Below are 15,004 nucleotides of genomic sequence, written 5' to 3' on the forward strand. Positions count from 1 at the left end.
GGCCAGGAGTGCGGCGGCTGCGGGATCGTTCACGGTTGCACCAGCCCTTCGTAGGCGTCGGGTCGGCGGTCGCGGTAGAAGGCCCACTGGTGGCGGACCTCCTCGATGAGGCCGAAGTCGAGGTCGCGGACGACGAGTTCCTCCGCCTTGTCGTCGGCGACGTCGCCGACGAACTGTCCGCGCGGATCGACGAAGTAGCTGGAGCCGTAGAAGTCGTTGGCGCCGTACTCCTCGGTGCCGACGCGGTTGATGGCGGCGATGAAGTACTCGTTGGCGACGGCCGCCGCGGGCTGCTCCAGCTTCCACAGGTACGAGGAGAGGCCGCGCGAGGTGGCCGAGGGGTTGTAGACGAGCTGGGCGCCGTTGAGGCCCAACTGCCGCCAGCCCTCTGGGAAGTGGCGGTCGTAGCAGATGTAGACGCCGACCTTGCCGACGGCGGTGTCGAAGACGGGCCAGCCGAGGTTGCCGGGCTTGAAGTAGAACTTCTCCCAGAAGCCCTGCACTTGGGGCAGGTGGTGCTTGCGGTACTTGCCCAGGACGGTGCCGTCGGCGTCGATGACGGCCGCGGTGTTGTAGTAGAGCCCCGGCTGCTCCACCTCGAAGACGGGGACGACGACGACCGTGCCCGTCTCCCGCGCCACTTCGCGCATCCGCTGCACCGTGGCGCCGTCGGGCACCGCCTCCGCCCAGCGGTAGTGCTCGGCCTCCTGGACCTGGCAGAAGTACGGAGAGTTGAAGACCTCCTGGAAACCGATGATCCCGGCGCCCTGCCGGGCGGCTTCGCGGACGTACTCCTCGTGTTTGGCGACCATCGACTCGGTGTCGCCGCTCCAGGCGGCCTGCACCAGTGCCGCGCGTACAACCTCGGGCATCAGCAGCTCCTTAGGGGGCGTCTGCCTGTACGACACGCGTAGATGCGCGTGGGATTGCGACGGTAGATCCCGGCATGTCACCTGGCAAGAACCCCGGCCCAAGCTCCGTCCTGGCGGCGGGGGTTGGCGCCGTGATCCGACACAGCCATCCCTACGGCCTGCCCCGGCCGCCCCTACCGGAACCCTTGTGCCGCCGGGGCACTCCGGGCAGGTCGGGCCCGGGCATCGCTCCGGGTGCGTTCGCCGTAAGTTGGTCGAGGAGGCACGGAGTCGACTCGCGCGCTCGCCCTCCTGCCCGGATCCGTGCCGCCGCCCGTCCGGAGACGGTGCACCGCAACGTGCGCCGTCGCAAACAACTCCGGTGCGCCGCCCGGCCGTTGACGACGGCCGAGCGCCCCGGTGGCCGTCGGGGCACGAGGGCGCCCGGACGGCCACCGGCGTCACGCCTCTCAGCGCCCTCCGCTCTCCCGCACCACCATCGCGGAGCCGCCGCCCCGCCGTTCGGGCTCCGCGACCGCTCGCAGCCGTCCGTGCGGCAGCAGTTGCACGCCCGTGGCCGCGCCGATCTCCGGGTTTTCCGTGAACTTGTGTCCCATCGCCTCGAGTTGGCCGCGTACCTCGCTCTCCATCAGACCCGGCTCCGCATCGGTCCGTTCCGCGTTGCGCTGGCTGGCGCGGGGGGCGGCGACGGCGTCGGGGAGCGGCATGCCGCGGTCGATGTGGTTGGTGAGGGTCTGGAGGACGGTGGTGATGATCGTGGCGCCGCCCGGGGAGCCGAGCGCGAGGACGGGCCGCCCGCCGTCGGTGACGAGCGTCGGGGAGATCGACGAGCGCGGACGCTTCGACGGTCCCGGCAGGTTCGGGTCGGGGACCTCCGGGTCGGCCTGCGCGAAGGAGAAGTCGGTGAGTTCGTTGTTGAGGAGGAAGCCGCGGCCAGGGACGGTGATCCCGCTGCCGCCCGTCTGCTCGATGGTGAGCGTGTAGGCGACGACGTTGCCCCACTTGTCGGCGGTGGTGAGGTGCGTGGTGTTCTCGCCCTCGTACGTCGTCTCCGCGGCCTTGCCCGCGGAGCCGCACGGCTGCGGGTCGCGCGGATCGCCGGGGGCGAGGGGGCTGGTGAGGGCCTTGTCGTCGTCGATGAGGCAGGCCCGCGAGGCGGCGAACCCGGGCGAGAGGAGCTCGTCGGTGGGGACGTCGGTCTGCGCGGGGTCGGCCACCCACCGGCCGCGGTCGGCGAAGGCGATGCGGCTCGCCTCCAGGTAGCGGTGGAGATGGTCCCGCTCGTCGAGGGAGCCGAGGTCGGTTCCCTCAAGGACGTTGAGCGCCTCGCCGACCGCGATGCCTCCGGATGAGGAGGGCGCCATGCCGTACACGTCGAGTCCGCGGTAGCCGGACTTGGTCGGCTTCTGCTCCAGCGCCCGGTAGCCGCGCAGGTCCCGGCGGTCGAGGTCGCCGGGGCGCACCTGGCGGTCGGAACCCTTCGCCACGGGCGGCTTGCGGACCGTGCGGACGATGTCGTCGCCGATCGGTCCGCGGTAGACGGCGTCGACGCCCTTGCGGCCCAACTCCCGGTAGGTGCGGGCGAGATCGGGGTTGCGGAGGACCGTGCCGACCTTCGGCAGCTCGCCGCCCGGGAGGAAGAGTTCGGCCGTGGCCGGGAAGTCGCGGAAGCGCTCCTCGTTCTCGGCGGTCTGCTCGCGGAAGGTCTCGTCGACCGTGAAGCCGTCGCGGGCCAGCTTCTCCGCCGGGCGCAGGACGTGGCCGAGGCGCTTGCTGCCCCAGGTGTCGAGCGCCTTCCGCCACGTCGCCGGGGTCCCCGGGGTGCCGACGCCGAGGCCGCTGGTGACCGCCGACTCGAAGGGGATCGGCTCGCCGTCCTCCTGGAGGAGCCGCTCGTCGGCGCTGGCCGGCGCCGTCTCACGGCCGTCGAGGGTGCTCACCTCGCCGGTGGCGGCCGAGTAGTGGACGAAGTAGCCGCCCCCGCCGACGCCCGCGGAGTACGGCTCCGTGACGCCGAGCGCCGCCGCCGTCGCCACGGCGGCGTCCGTGGCGTTGCCGCCCTTGCGGAGCACCTCGATACCGGCGGCGGTCGCGTCCTCGTCGACGCTGGAGACGGCGCCGCCGTAGCCGGTGGCGACGGGCTTCTTGCCGTCCGCGTCCGGGGGTTGGGGGTGCGGGGAGGCGCCGGGCGCCGCCGCGGTGAGCGCACCCACGAGGACGGCGGCGGTGACGGCCGCTCTCCCCCGGCGCCCGCGGCCGCGGCCTGGGCGCGTGCGGGTGTGCGAAGCTGCCGGTTCTGCTCCGGCGCGGCGGTGACGACGCATCGGGCCTCCTCTCGACGGGCTCACGGCGGCTGGCAGCGTAGCCCCCTCGCCGTGCGCACGTCAGTACCGCGCGCCCGCATCGTCGCGATCCGGGAGGAGCGCGGCATCCCGCCTGTGCGCGCGGCAGGGACGCGGGCTGTCGTGGGCACGCCGCCTGTACCCTGCCGCACCATGGATGACTACCTGCGCGAGATCCTCATAGCCGTGGTCGTGGCCGTCGTCGCCGGCGTCCTCGGCTGGGTCGGCCGTACGTACCTGTGGCAGCGCAAGCTCCAGCGCAGGCAGCGCTTCTTCGGGCTCCCCCAGAACTCCGAGTGCGTGGTCGTCGTCAACAGGGACGCGGGGGCCGGCGAGTGGGCGGTGGCGCGGAACGACGTCTTCACGCTCCTCGAACTCTCCTCCGTGGTGAAGGAATGCGGCGCGCACGCCGACCTCGTCGCGCACGACGCTGCACAGCAGGGCTTCGGCGACCGCACGGAGTTCTGCGTCGGCGGACCCGTCGCCAACCGGCGGATGGCGCAGCACCTCCAGTCGCTCCTGCCGGGGGTCCGCGTCAACACGGACTCGGCGCCGGGCCCCGACCGGGGCGCCTTCCTCGTCGGCAGCGAGACGTACCGGCTGGAGGCGGGTACCGCCGAGCACGTCCTGCTCGCGCGGCTCACCGCGGGGCAGAACGGCGACATCCGTCCCGTCTTCCTCTTCTGCGGCCAGCGCACCGTCGCCCACCAGGCCGCGTCCCGGTACCTCACGAAGAACTCGGCGCGACTCGCCCGCAAGTACGGCCAGAACGGGAACTTCTGCCTGCTGCTGAAGGTCGTCAACTCGCAGGCGTACGGCCCCGATGTGGTGGAGCTCGTCGGGGACGTCACCCGCGCGGCGACCTCGCCCGTGCCCGGCGGACGCAAGGGGAGCCACCGCGCAGCGAGTTGAGCTCAGCGCTGGAGCCCGCCGCCCGCCATCGTGGAGCCCGCTCGCGCCGGCGCCACCTCGACGTCGCGGTTCTTGACGTTGCGCCGCTCGTGCCGCGCGACCCGGTTGGCGCACCACGACAGCAGCATGCACAGCCCGATGTAGATCGTGGAGACGACGAGCACCACGGGGATGAACGGCATCGTGTAGTCCATGTTGATCGCGACGAGCCGTCCCGCGTGGAGGAACTCCTCGTAGGTCATGAGGAATCCGAGCGAGGTGTCCTTCAGCGCGACCACGAGCTGGCTGATGATCGTCGGCAGCATGGCGCGCACCGCCTGCGGTACGAGGACGTACGTCATCACCTGCGTCTTGCGCATGCCGAGCGCGTAGGCGGCCTCCCGCTGGCCCGCGGGCGCGGAGTGCACGCCGGCGCGGAACACCTCGGCGAGCACCGACCCGTTGTAGAGCGTCAGCCCGGTGACGAGCGCGGGGAGCGCCTGCACCTGGAGCGCCACGAAGACGAAGAAGATCATCACCAGCACCGGCATCGCCCGGAAGAACTCTACGAACACGGTGGCCACCCACCGCACCGGCGCATGGTCGGAGAGCCGCCCCGCGGCGAGGGCGGCGCCGAGCGCGAGCGAGAGGACGGCCGCGAAGGCGAACGCCTTCAGCGTGTTGGCGAGCCCGGTGAGCAGCAGTTCCTGGATGCCGGTGTAGGTGAAGGGCCGCCACTTGACGGCGGCGAACTGCCCCGTGCCGATGAGGAGATGGAGCACGAAGGCGAGGACCGCCGCGATGGCCAGGCTCGCGACGACGCCGTAGGCGAGGTGCCGGGCCCGTGTCCTCGGGCCCGGGATGTCGTAGAGCGCCGACGGCTCGGCGGTGCGGGCGCTCATCGGGCGACCCCCGAGCGCTTCTCCAGCAGGTTGAAGACGGCGCTGATGGCGAGCGTGAGGAACAGGTACCCGAGGGCGATCCACGCGAAGGCCCGGATGACGCTGTACCCGTTCTCGTTGAGCGTCTTGTAGGTGCTCAACAGCTCGACGACGCTGAAAGAACCGGCGATGGCGGAGTTCTTCGCCAGCGCGATGAGCGTCGAGCCGACGGGCGGGATGACGGTGCGGAACGCCTGCGGCAGCACGACGGTGCCCAGCGTCTGGCCGAAGGTCATCCCGAGGCTGCGCGCGGCCTCGCCCTGGCCCACGGGGACGGTGGCGATCCCGGAGCGCACGGCCTCGCAGACGAACGCGGAGGTGTAGCAGCCGAGCGCGAGGACGGCGAAGAGCTCGAAGGGGAGCGCGACGCCGAACCGCGGCAGCCCGAGGAGCATCGCGAAGAAGAGGAGCGTGAGCGGGGTGTTGCGGAGCACGGTCACCCACGCCGTGCCGATCCACCGCAACGCGGCGACCGGCGCCACCCGGAGCCCCGCCACGACCACGCCGACGACGAGCGCGAGGAGCGAGGAGTAGAGGGTCAGGCGCAGGGTGCCGAGGAAACCCTGCCCGTAGAGCGAGAAGTTGTCGGTGAGGACGTCCATGGTTCAGCTCTCCTCTGCCGGTTCGCGCGCGGAGCGGTCGAGCGGCGGCGGCCGCGGTGCCGGCTCGCCCGAGAGGCCGAGCGTCGCGTCGTAGGCGCGCTTCCAGTCGCCGTTGCGCTCGCGCCGGAGGAGCGCGCGGTCGAGCGCCCGCGCCAGCGCCGTTTCCTTCCTCGGGACGCCGATGCCGTACGGCTCCTCGGAGAACGCCCTGCCGACGACGTGGAGTTGGGAGGGGTCCTTGGCCGCGTAGCCGAGGAGGATCGTGTCGTCCGTGGTGACGGCGTCCACCTGGTCGTTGAGGAGGTTGTCGACGCAGATCGCGTACGAGTCGTAGGCGACGGCCTCCGCCTTCGGGTACTCGTCCTGGAGGCGCTGGAGCGGCGTCGAGCCGACCGCGGAGCACACCTTCCTCCCCGCGAGGGACTGCGGCCCTTTGATCCGCCGCTCGTCCGTGCGCACGAGGAGGCGCTGCCCCGCCATGTAGTAGGGGCCGGCGAAGCCGACCAGCTTCCTGCGGCCGGGGTTGATGGTGTAGGTGCCGACGTGGAAGTCGACCTGCCCGTTCTGGAGCGACGTCTCGCGGTTGGCCGAGGCGATCGCCTTGAACTCCACCTGCCGGTACGGGTCGAGCCGAGGGACGCCGCGAGCATCCGTGAGATCTCGATGTCGAAGCCGCGGTAGGACCCGGTCGCCGGGTTCTTCTCGCCCGTGCCCGGCTGGTCCTCCTTGGCGCCGATCACCAGGTGCCCGCGGTTCTTCGCCTGCTTCCACGACGGCGAGGAGGGGAGCGAGAAACCACGGTCGACGCGGTAGTGCGGCAGGCTCCCCGGCTGCGGCCCGCGCGGCGGCGGACTCCCGGAGCGGCCGCAACCGGCGGCGAGCAACGCCAGTGTGCAGCAGACGACGGCGGTCGCGCGTGCGGCGTGCCGGGGCGCGGGCGGGGCGGGTCGGCGGCGCGGTCGCACGGGTCGTCCTCTCAGTGCTTGAGGATCTTGGAAAGGAAGTCCTTGGCGCGGTCGCTCCGCGGCGACGTGAAGAACTCCTCCGGCGTGCGGTCCTCGACGACCTGGCCGTCCGCCATGAAGACGACGCGGTTCGCCGCCGAACGGGCGAAACCCATCTCGTGCGTGACGACGACCATCGTCATACCGTCCCGCGCGAGCTGCTGCATGACCTCCAGCACCTCGCTGATCATCTCGGGGTCGAGCGCGGACGTCGGCTCGTCGAAGAGGAGCGCCTGCGGCTTCATCGCGAGGGCGCGTGCGATGGCGACCCGCTGCTGCTGACCGCCGGAGAGCTGCGCCGGGTACTTCTCCGCGTGGTCGGAGAGCCCTACGCGGTCGAGGAGTTGACGCGCCCGCCGCTCGGCCTCGTCCTTCTTCATCCGGCGCACCTTGACCGGTGCGAGCATCACGTTGGCGAGCGCCGTCTTGTGCGCGAAGAGGTTGAAGGACTGGAAGACCATCCCCACCTCGGTACGGAGCCTGGCGAGTTTCCTACCCTCGGCGGGGAGGGGTTCGCCCGCGACGGTGAGGGTGCCGCTCTCCACGGCCTCAAGTCGGTTGATGGCCCGGCAGAGCGTCGACTTGCCGGAGCCCGAGGGCCCGATCACGACGACGACCTCACCGCGGCCGACCACCAGGTCGACCTCCTTGAGCACGTGCAGCGAGCCGAAGTGCTTGTTGACACCGCGCAGCTCGATCAGCGGTTCCACAGGGACCGGAAGCTATCGGTCCGGGCGAGACGCGTCCGGGAGGACACGCGACGGCCCGTCAGGGAGCGGACACCTCCGCGTAGACGCTGGAGAGTTCGGGCACCCCGTTGGTCGCCCAGCCCACGCCCTCCTCCACGACGTCCAGTTCGCGGCCCGAGTCGAGGACGACGACGGGCTGGCCGTCGTCGCGGCGGTGCCAGTGCGCGCCGCCGATCGTGGCGACGAGGACCGTGCCGAGGTAGAGGCCCGCGTCGGTGCCGAGCCAGGGCATCGCCTCCGGGTCGTCCCGCCAGCGGGGCAGGAGTTGGTCGAGCGCGTTCAGCGACTCCGGGGTGTCGTCGAGGACGACGCCGACTCTCTCGGCCTGGTCGCGCAGGAGCTCGCACTCGGAGAAGAGCGCCGCCGCGCCGGCCCCGTCGGGGTAGGCGGCCGAGATCCGCTCGCTCTCCTCGGCCCTGCGCCGTTTGTCGAGAAAGGGGATGCGCATACGTCCAGCGTGTCACCGACGGTACCCGCCGCACCATAGGCGCGCTGTGTACGCTGTGCTCCCGGTTGCCCTGTTGGACACCTTGACGCCGCATTGGCGCCTTTCTACTTTCACTCGGCCTCTGTCCAATACGGGGCGCACATCCGACTGTTGGAGCCGCACGGAAGGGCAACCGCGTGCACAGACGCCTTACGACGAGCATCCTGGTGATCGTGCTGACCGCACTGGGGACAACGACAGCCGTCGCGCAGAGCGCCACGGCACCATCCGCCGACCGGCGCGGAGCGAACACGACCGCGACGGACCGCGAACCCGCGACGACGAGGCCGCAGCCGCTCTCGCGCCTCTACGACAACCGCGCCGTCGGCGACCCCGACGCCCGCACCGCACACACCGCCGACTTCGACGGCGCGGGCAACTCCCTGTCCGCGCAGGACCTCGAGGCCGCCGGCTGGCACCCCGGCACCCGGCTCCGCCTCGACGGCGCCGACCTGGAGCGCCCCGACCGCAAGGCCGGCGAGCCCGACAACGTCGTCGCCGAAGGCCAGCACGTCCGCGTGCGCGGCACCGGCAACGCGCTCTCCTTCCTCGTCGCCGCGACCACCGAGGACGCCGCCGGCCGGGCGGTGGGCGGCAGCGGCACCGTGCGGTACGCCGACGGCTCGGAGAGCCGGTACACGCTCACGGCCGAGGACTGGCGCGGCGGCCCCGTCAGCACCAAGGCCGTCGCGCTCCCCCACCTCAACACGCCTGGGGGGCCGCGGGCCGAGCAGACGAAGCTCTACGCGGTGACGGTCCCGCTCCAGCGCGGCGAACCGGTCGACTCGGTCCAACTCCCGCGCACGCGCGGCTCCGCGGAGCGGCTCCACGTCTTCGACGTCGCGGTGCGCGAGGACGGCGCCGGCTGGACGGGCAGTTGGGCGGCGAGCACGGGCGGATACGCCGAGGTCGGCCCGTGGCAGGACCAGACGCTCCGCCTCGTCGTCCATGCCTCGTCCGGCGGTCCGAAGGCGCGGGTGCGGCTCGCCAACACCTTCGCGGGCAGTCCGGTGCGGATCGGCCCCGTCTCCGTCGGCGTGCAGCGCGAGGGCGCGCAGGCCCGCGGGCGCCCGGTGCCGCTCACGTTCAACGGCCGTGCGGGAACGGTCGTCCCGGCCGGCGCCGAGGTCGTGAGCGACCCGGTCGCCTTCGACGTCCCCACGGGCGCCGACCTCCTCGTCAGCCTCCACCTGCCCGAGCGGGTGACCGCGGCGCCGCTGCACTCCGAGACGCGCCAGCTCTCCTACGTCAGCAACCCCGGCAGCGGCGACCGCACCGGCGAGCCCGGCGGCGGCTCCTTCACCGGACGCATCGACGTGTGGCCCTTCCTCACCGGCGTGGACACCGCGGGCGGCCCCGGCTCCGTCGTCACGCTGGGGGACTCCATCACCGACGGCACCCGCTCCACCGAGGGCGCCAACAACCGCTGGCCCGACATCCTCGCCGCCCGCCTGCGCGACGACTCGGGGAGCGTGCCCGCCTACGGCGTCCTGAACCACGGCATCTCGGCCAACCGCATCGTCACCGACCGCTACCCCGGCGACGGCGTGAGCACGGACACCGCAGGGGTGAGCGCCCAACACCGCCTGGAGCGCGACGTCCTGGGGCAGACGTCCGCGCGCACCGTGGTCCTCTTCGAGGGCATCAACGACGTCCGCTGGGGCACCTCGGCGGAGGAGGTGATCGCCGGTATGAAGGCGATCGCCGCCCGCGCCAGGGCGCAGGGGCTCCGCGTCGTCGCCGGGACGGTCACGCCGTGCGAGGGGTACACGGACTGCACCGCCGAGGTGGAGGCGCGGAGGGCGGCCGTCAACTCCTTCCTCCGCTCCGAGGACGGCACCTTCGACGCGTTCCTCGACTTCGACGCCGCGGTGCGCGACCCGTCCCACCCCACGCGGATGCTGCCGGCCTACGACAGCGGCGACCATCTCCACCCCGGCGACGCCGGGTTGAAGGCGATGGCCGACTCCATCGACCTCCGCAAGCTCCACGCCTGAACCCGCGCGACGGCCGCCGGTGCGCCCGGCGGCCGTCGTCTCCGGCCGCCGCAGGCGCCGGTGGACGAGCCGACCACCGCATGCCCCGGGAGCACCACCCGCCGCGGCGCCAACGGAGCGCGCGGACAGGGAAGTTACCGCGCTGCGAGGCCCCGGGACTCAACTGCCGCCGGACGCCCGGTCGTCAGGAACCGGGGGCCGTCCCCCGCGCGCGCCTCCTCCACGGCACGCAGCCGCGCGAACGCGTCCGGCTACATCAGCCGCTTGCAGCCGGGCCAGTCGTGCACCGCTCATCGGCAGTTCTCGTCCGGGTCGAGACGGATGCGGGACCGCTGCACCGCGGTGAGGCGCCCGCCGTCGGCGACGAGACCGGTCTTCGGCAGCGGCCACTCCCCCGCGGGATGGACGAAGTGGGCGAGAAATGGGCGGGGTTCGAGGTCCCCGAACTCGCCGAGACCCGTCCCCTCCACGGCTTCGCGCCGGGTGGTCCGCCACGGGGCCTCGCCGTGTTCCGCGTTCCCGCCGGGGAGTTGCCAGACCTGGCCGACGTGGACGGAGCGGAGCAGGAGCGGTCGGCCGCGCTCGTCGCGGACGTCGAGGCAGCCGTAGACGGTGTGGTGCGGGAGGGTCCTGACGTACTCGGCCGGCGGGACCGGGTGCGGGCGGGGCGCGGGATCTGCCACGGGGGAAGCGTTCCCCTGACCGCACCGCCGTCCGCGTCCGCCGCGCCGCACGGGCCGGGCGGACCCTTGCCACGTGCGGAAACGGAAGCTGTGCACTGGCTCGGCGCCCCGCGCACCGGGAACCCACGGGGCGCGCGGCGCACTCGGCCCCGGCTCTCCTCAGAGCTCCAGGTCGACGACGACGGGCGCGTGGTCGGAGGCGCCCTTGCCCTTGCGCTCCTCGCGGTCCACGTAGGCGTCCTGCACGGCTGTCTGGAAGGCGGGGTTGCCGTAGACGAGGTCGATGCGCATGCCCCGGTTCTTCGGGAAGCAGAGCTGGCGGTAGTCCCAGTAGGTGAAGGCGACGTCGTACTTGAGGGCGCGGGGGTGCACCTCGGTGACGCCGGTCTTCTCCAGGGCGTGCAACTGCTCGCGTTCGGCGGGGGTGACGTGGGTCGCGCCGTCGAAAGCGGAGATGTCCCAGACGTCCGCGTCGGTGGGGGCGATGTTGAAATCGCCGAGGATCGCGAACGGGCGCTCGCCCGCGGCGTTCTCGGCGGCCGTCGCGCGGAGCGCCTCCAGCCAGCGGAGCTTGTACTCGTAGTGTGCGTGGCCCACCTCACGGCCGTTGGGGACGTAGACGCTGACCAGGCGCACACCGCCGCAGACCGCCGCGGCGGCGCGGGCCTCCGCGGCGCCCTCGAACTCGGGGGCGTCGGGCAGCCCCTTGACCGGCTCCTCCAGGCCGACGCGCGAGAGGACCGCGGTGCCGTTCCAGCGGCCCGAGGCGTTCACCACGGACTCGTAGCCGAGATCGCGGAGTTCGGCGGCAGGGAAATTCTCCTCGCTGACCTTGAGTTCCTGGAGGCAGACCGCGTCCGGCTCGGCGGACTCCAGCCAGCCGAGGAGCCGCGGCAGACGGGCGGTGATGGAGTTGATGTTCCAGGTCGCGATGCGCATACCGCGAATCTACTAGCCGAGACCGACACTCTGCCCCGGCTCCAGCCGGGAGTGCTCGGCGCGGCCCGTGCCGGGCCCGCCGGAGCCGAGCATGCGGCCGTAGGCGGCGAGGCCGTTGCCGTTGAGGAGGCCGTCGTGGATGTCGTACGCGGTGGTCGGGGCGACCTCGCGGACGTAGTCGAGGACCTCGGCGAACTTGTTCCACGGCGCGTGCAGCGGCAGCAGCAGCGTCTCGACGGGGCGCTCGGGGACGGTGAGCGCGTCGCCGGGGTGGAAGACGGTGCCCGTCGGGGCCTCGACGAGGTAGCCGACGTTGGTGATCCGCGGGATGTCCGGGTGGATCACGGCGTGCAGCTCGCCGTGGACCTGCACCTCGAAGCCGGCGGCGGTGAAGGAGTCGCCGTGCCCGACGGTGTGCACCCGGCCGGGGAAGGCGGGCGCGATCTGTTCGGCGACGCTGCGCAGCGTGTGGATCTCGGCTGCCGGGTTCGCCTCCATCGCGGCGCGCAGCCGTCCCTCGTCGAAGTGGTCGGCGTGCTCGTGGGTCACCAGCAGGACGTCCGCGCCGAGCGCGGCGTCCGGTTCGGAGAAGCCGCCCGGGTCGATGACGAGGGTGCGGCCGTCCTTCTCCATCCTGACGCAGGCATGGCCCTTCTTGATCAGCTCCATGGCGACCATTCTGGCAGCCGCCGCGCCCGCGCCCGCGTACCGGTGGGGCGCGCTCCGCCGGCGGCGCTCACTCCTCGGTGCTCGTCTCCTCGCGGATCACCCGCTGGGCCACGCCGAAGGCCGAACGCGCCGCGGGAAGGCCGCAGTAGACGCCGGTGTGGAGGAGGACCTCCTTGATCTCGTCCGGGGTGAGGCCGTTGCGGAGCGCCGCCCGGGTGTGGACCGCGAGCTCCTCGAAGTGGCCGCGCGCCGCGAGCGCCGTGAGCGTCACGACGGAGCGGGTGCGGCGGTCCATGCCGCGCCTCGACCACAGGTCGCCCCAGGCGTAGCGGGTGGCGAAGTCCTCGAAGTCCGCGGTGAAGCCGTCGGTCTCGGCCCCGGCCTGGTCGACGAGCGCGTCGCCGAGCACCTCGCGCCGCACCTTCGTCCCGGCCGCGTAGAGGTCGCGGTCGGGGGCTGCGAAGACGCCCGACTCCAACTCGGCGACCGCGCTGGGCTGTTGCGGCACGGGGGCGATCACGGGGGACGGCGGGGGCGGCCCCGCCGCGGACTCCTGCCAGGTGGTCGTGGCGTGCCGGATGATCAGGTCGGTGACGGCGGCCGGCTGCTCGACCGGCGCGAGGTGCGAGGCTCCGGGCACCATCGCGAGCCGTGCGTCGGGGATTCCGGCGACGAGCGCACGCGCCTCGTTCGGCGGCGTCGTGTCGTCCTCGGCCCCGGTGACGACGAGCGTGGGCACGCCGACGCCGCTCAGCGACTCCCGCGCGTCGAAGGCCGCGAACGCCTCGCAGGCGGCGATGTAGCACCCGGGGTCGGTGGTACGGACCATCTGCACCGCCCACTCCACGATCGCGGGCTGCGCCTCGGCGAACCCGGGCGTGAACCAGCGCTCAGGGGTCGAACGCGCGAGGGAGTCGAGGCCCTTGGTCCGCACGACGACGCCGCGCTGGCGCCACGCGTCGGGGCTGCCGTACCGCGGCGAGGAGGAGACCAGCGCCAGCGTCGTCAGGCGGTGCGGCGCGGCGAGCGCGAGCTGGACGCCGATGGCGCCGCCGAGGGAGCAGCCGACGTAGCCGAACCGCTCGATGCCGAGGCCGTCGAGGGTGGTCAGCAGCCGGGCCGCGAGCGCCTCCGTCGAGTCGGCCGGGTGCGCGGGGGAGCCGCCGTGTCCGGGTAGGTCGTATCTGAGTACGCGCCAGTGTCTGGTGAGTTCGGGTATCTGCCGGTCCCACATGTGCCAGGTCGTGCCGAGGCCGGGGCCGAGCACGAGTACGGGCGCGTCGTCAGGGCCTTCGATCCGGTGTTGCAGGCTGTTGGCAGGCATCGTCTCGCTCACACGTTCACGCTATCCGGGGCGGGCAGGGGGCGGTGCAGTGGGTTTGGGGTCTTCACGTGCTCTGCGCAGTTCGGTACCACGGGGTGCGGCGTCCGGACGGTCAGAGCCGCACCGTCGAGACCACGTAGACCCTCGGTCTGCTCTCGAAGGAGTCGTCCACGACGACGCGCACCTGGGGGCGGTCGTCGGCGCGCTCCCGCACGGTGCCGGAGAAGGGGCGGTCGGGCTCGTCGAGCTTCCAACCGACCGTGTCCGCCTGGCCCTTGGTGATCGCTCCCCGGCCCGCTTCGAGGTCGGCGGCGCTGCTGCCGAGGTACCCGAGGAACCGGTCGAGCTGCCGCTCGTCGGTGCGGAACTCGGCGTAGAGGCGGCTCTGCGACCACGAGTTGACCTCGTAGTGCGCGACGCGGGTGGCACCGTACGGCACGGGGACGTCGTAGATACGGCGCTGCACCTTCGAAGGCCACGCGTAGGTGAGGCTCGTGGCGGAGGCGGTGCGCTCCTTGTCGCGTCCGCTGTCCCGGCTCTGGAACGCGGAGATCACCACGTAGCCGGCGGGGATCGCGATGAGGAGCACCACGATCAGCAGCGTGAGCAGGCGGTTGCGCGGGCGGCGCGGGGGCCCGGCGGGCGGCAGCGCCGGGCCGCCGGGCGGGGTCTCCCCGCCGCCGTCGGCGCTGCGCCGGAGGGTTCCGGTGGCTGCCGTGGTCACTGGCCCACCGCCCTGCGGAGGTTGTCCGCGGCGCGCTCGTACCGCTCGTACCGCTCCAGGCGGCGGCGGTTGGCGCGGCGGAACCTCCGCGCGACGAGCCGGGCGAGGTCGGCGGCGCCGACCATCCCCGCCTCCGGGCCGAGTTGCGCCTTGGCGATCCGCGCCTCGGGGCGGTAGCCGCGGCCGGTGAGCTGGCGTGCGAAGGCTTCTCTCGCCGGCGTGATGAGGAGTTCGTCGGCGGCGCTCACGCCGCCGCCGATGACGAAGCAGGACGGGTCGAGCGCGGCCGCGAGGTTGGCGATGCCGACGCCGAGCCACTGGCCGATGTCCTGGAGCAGCTCGGTGCACATCGCGTCGCCTTCCCTGGCGAGCTCCGTGATGAGCGGCCCCGTGATGTCGCCGACGCGGCCCTCGACGCGGTCGATGATGCCGTAGGCGACGGGCGACTCGGCGGCGGCGAGCTCGCGGGCCTCGCGCACCAGCGCGTTCCCCGAGCTGTACTGCTCCCAGCAGCCGCGGTTGCCGCACGGGCAGCGGTGCCCGCCCGGCACCACCTGCATGTGCCCGAACTCACCGGCCACACCGTACTTTCCGCGCTTGACCTGACCGTTCTCGAGTATGGCGCCGCCGATGCCGGTGCCGAGGGTGATCATGACGAGGTGGTCCTCGCCGCGCCCGGCGCCGAACCGCCACTCGCCCCAGGCCGCGGTGTTGGCGTCGTTGTCGACCATCACGGGGACGGCGAGGCGGGCCGTGAGGGCGTCCTTCAACGGCTCCCCC

14 protein-coding genes and 1 pseudogene are annotated in these 15,004 nt (G+C 72.7%); 2 read left to right on the plus strand and 13 right to left on the minus strand.

The genetic code is table 11. From position 1 onward, the window contains the following. Positions 1-29 precede the first annotated feature (29 nt). Positions 30-872, minus strand: a complete 843-nt coding sequence (locus UWG_RS0115470) for a nitrilase-related carbon-nitrogen hydrolase (protein WP_016908131.1) — start codon at positions 870-872, stop codon at positions 30-32. A gap of 449 nt (positions 873-1,321) precedes the next feature. Then, positions 1,322-3,196: a gamma-glutamyltransferase gene (ggt, locus tag UWG_RS0115475; RefSeq protein ID WP_237720101.1), complete on the minus strand. Its 1,875-nt coding sequence runs from the start codon at positions 3,194-3,196 to the stop codon at positions 1,322-1,324. A gap of 171 nt (positions 3,197-3,367) precedes the next feature. On the opposite strand from ggt, the gene UWG_RS0115480 reads away from it, so the two are divergent. Next, the gene (locus UWG_RS0115480; RefSeq protein WP_016908133.1) at positions 3,368-4,126 is read left to right on the plus strand and encodes a hypothetical protein; all 759 of its coding nucleotides are present in this window, start codon (positions 3,368-3,370) and stop codon (positions 4,124-4,126) included. Between the two features lie 2 nt (positions 4,127-4,128). Here UWG_RS0115480 and UWG_RS0115485 read toward each other — a convergent pair whose 3' ends face one another. The 5 genes and pseudogenes from UWG_RS0115485 to UWG_RS0115505 all read right to left on the minus strand — a co-directional run bounded on the left by UWG_RS0115485 (position 4,129) and on the right by UWG_RS0115505 (position 7,849). Beyond that, positions 4,129-5,007 (minus strand): amino acid ABC transporter permease, encoded by an 879-nt coding sequence (locus UWG_RS0115485; RefSeq protein WP_016908134.1) that lies wholly within the window; start codon positions 5,005-5,007, stop codon positions 4,129-4,131. Then, positions 5,004-5,648 carry an amino acid ABC transporter permease gene (locus UWG_RS0115490; protein WP_016908135.1) on the minus strand — a complete coding sequence of 215 codons (645 nt, stop codon included), beginning with the start codon at positions 5,646-5,648 and terminating at the stop codon, positions 5,004-5,006. Before UWG_RS0115490 ends, UWG_RS0115485 begins: the two co-directional genes overlap by 4 nt. Before the next feature lie 3 nt (positions 5,649-5,651). Next, positions 5,652-6,613: pseudogene (locus tag UWG_RS31455) on the minus strand (glutamate ABC transporter substrate-binding protein). A gap of 11 nt (positions 6,614-6,624) precedes the next feature. Continuing rightward, the gene (locus UWG_RS0115500) at positions 6,625-7,362 is read right to left on the minus strand and encodes an amino acid ABC transporter ATP-binding protein (RefSeq protein ID WP_016908137.1); all 738 of its coding nucleotides are present in this window, start codon (positions 7,360-7,362) and stop codon (positions 6,625-6,627) included. Positions 7,363-7,420: 58 nt separating this feature from the next. Beyond that, entirely contained in the window at positions 7,421-7,849 is a 429-nt protein-coding gene (locus tag UWG_RS0115505) for a DUF6278 family protein (protein WP_016908138.1), read from the minus strand. Between the two features lie 176 nt (positions 7,850-8,025). Here UWG_RS0115505 and UWG_RS0115510 point away from each other — a divergent pair, with 176 nt between their 5' ends. Then, positions 8,026-9,885 carry an SGNH/GDSL hydrolase family protein gene (locus UWG_RS0115510; RefSeq protein WP_420235631.1) on the plus strand — a complete coding sequence of 620 codons (1,860 nt, stop codon included), beginning with the start codon at positions 8,026-8,028 and terminating at the stop codon, positions 9,883-9,885. A gap of 290 nt (positions 9,886-10,175) precedes the next feature. Here UWG_RS0115510 and UWG_RS31460 read toward each other — a convergent pair whose 3' ends face one another. The 6 genes from UWG_RS31460 to UWG_RS0115540 all read right to left on the minus strand — a co-directional run. Next, positions 10,176-10,568: an NUDIX domain-containing protein gene (locus UWG_RS31460; protein WP_016908140.1), complete on the minus strand. Its 393-nt coding sequence runs from the start codon at positions 10,566-10,568 to the stop codon at positions 10,176-10,178. Between the two features lie 159 nt (positions 10,569-10,727). Next, a complete protein-coding gene (locus UWG_RS0115520; RefSeq protein ID WP_016908141.1) occupies positions 10,728-11,507 on the minus strand; it encodes an exodeoxyribonuclease III in 780 nt (259 codons plus the stop codon). Positions 11,508-11,519: 12 nt separating this feature from the next. Continuing rightward, positions 11,520-12,176 (minus strand): MBL fold metallo-hydrolase, encoded by a 657-nt coding sequence (locus UWG_RS0115525; RefSeq protein ID WP_029391477.1) that lies wholly within the window; start codon positions 12,174-12,176, stop codon positions 11,520-11,522. 67 nt (positions 12,177-12,243) lie between these two features. Continuing rightward, complete coding sequence (gene pcaDC / locus UWG_RS0115530) at positions 12,244-13,512, minus strand: bifunctional 3-oxoadipate enol-lactonase/4-carboxymuconolactone decarboxylase PcaDC (protein ID WP_016908143.1); 1,269 nt, start codon at positions 13,510-13,512, stop codon at positions 12,244-12,246. Positions 13,513-13,612: 100 nt separating this feature from the next. Then, on the minus strand, positions 13,613-14,224 hold the full coding sequence (locus tag UWG_RS0115535) for a hypothetical protein (protein WP_016908144.1): 612 nt from the start codon (positions 14,222-14,224) through the stop codon (positions 13,613-13,615). Next, a partial coding sequence (locus UWG_RS0115540) for an ROK family protein (RefSeq protein WP_029391478.1) occupies positions 14,221-15,004 on the minus strand: 784 nt, incomplete at its 5' end. The genes UWG_RS0115535 and UWG_RS0115540, both read right to left, overlap by 4 nt.

This window comes from Streptomyces xiaopingdaonensis (assembly GCF_000262345.1).
Lineage (GTDB): Bacteria > Actinomycetota > Actinomycetes > Streptomycetales > Streptomycetaceae > Streptomyces > Streptomyces xiaopingdaonensis.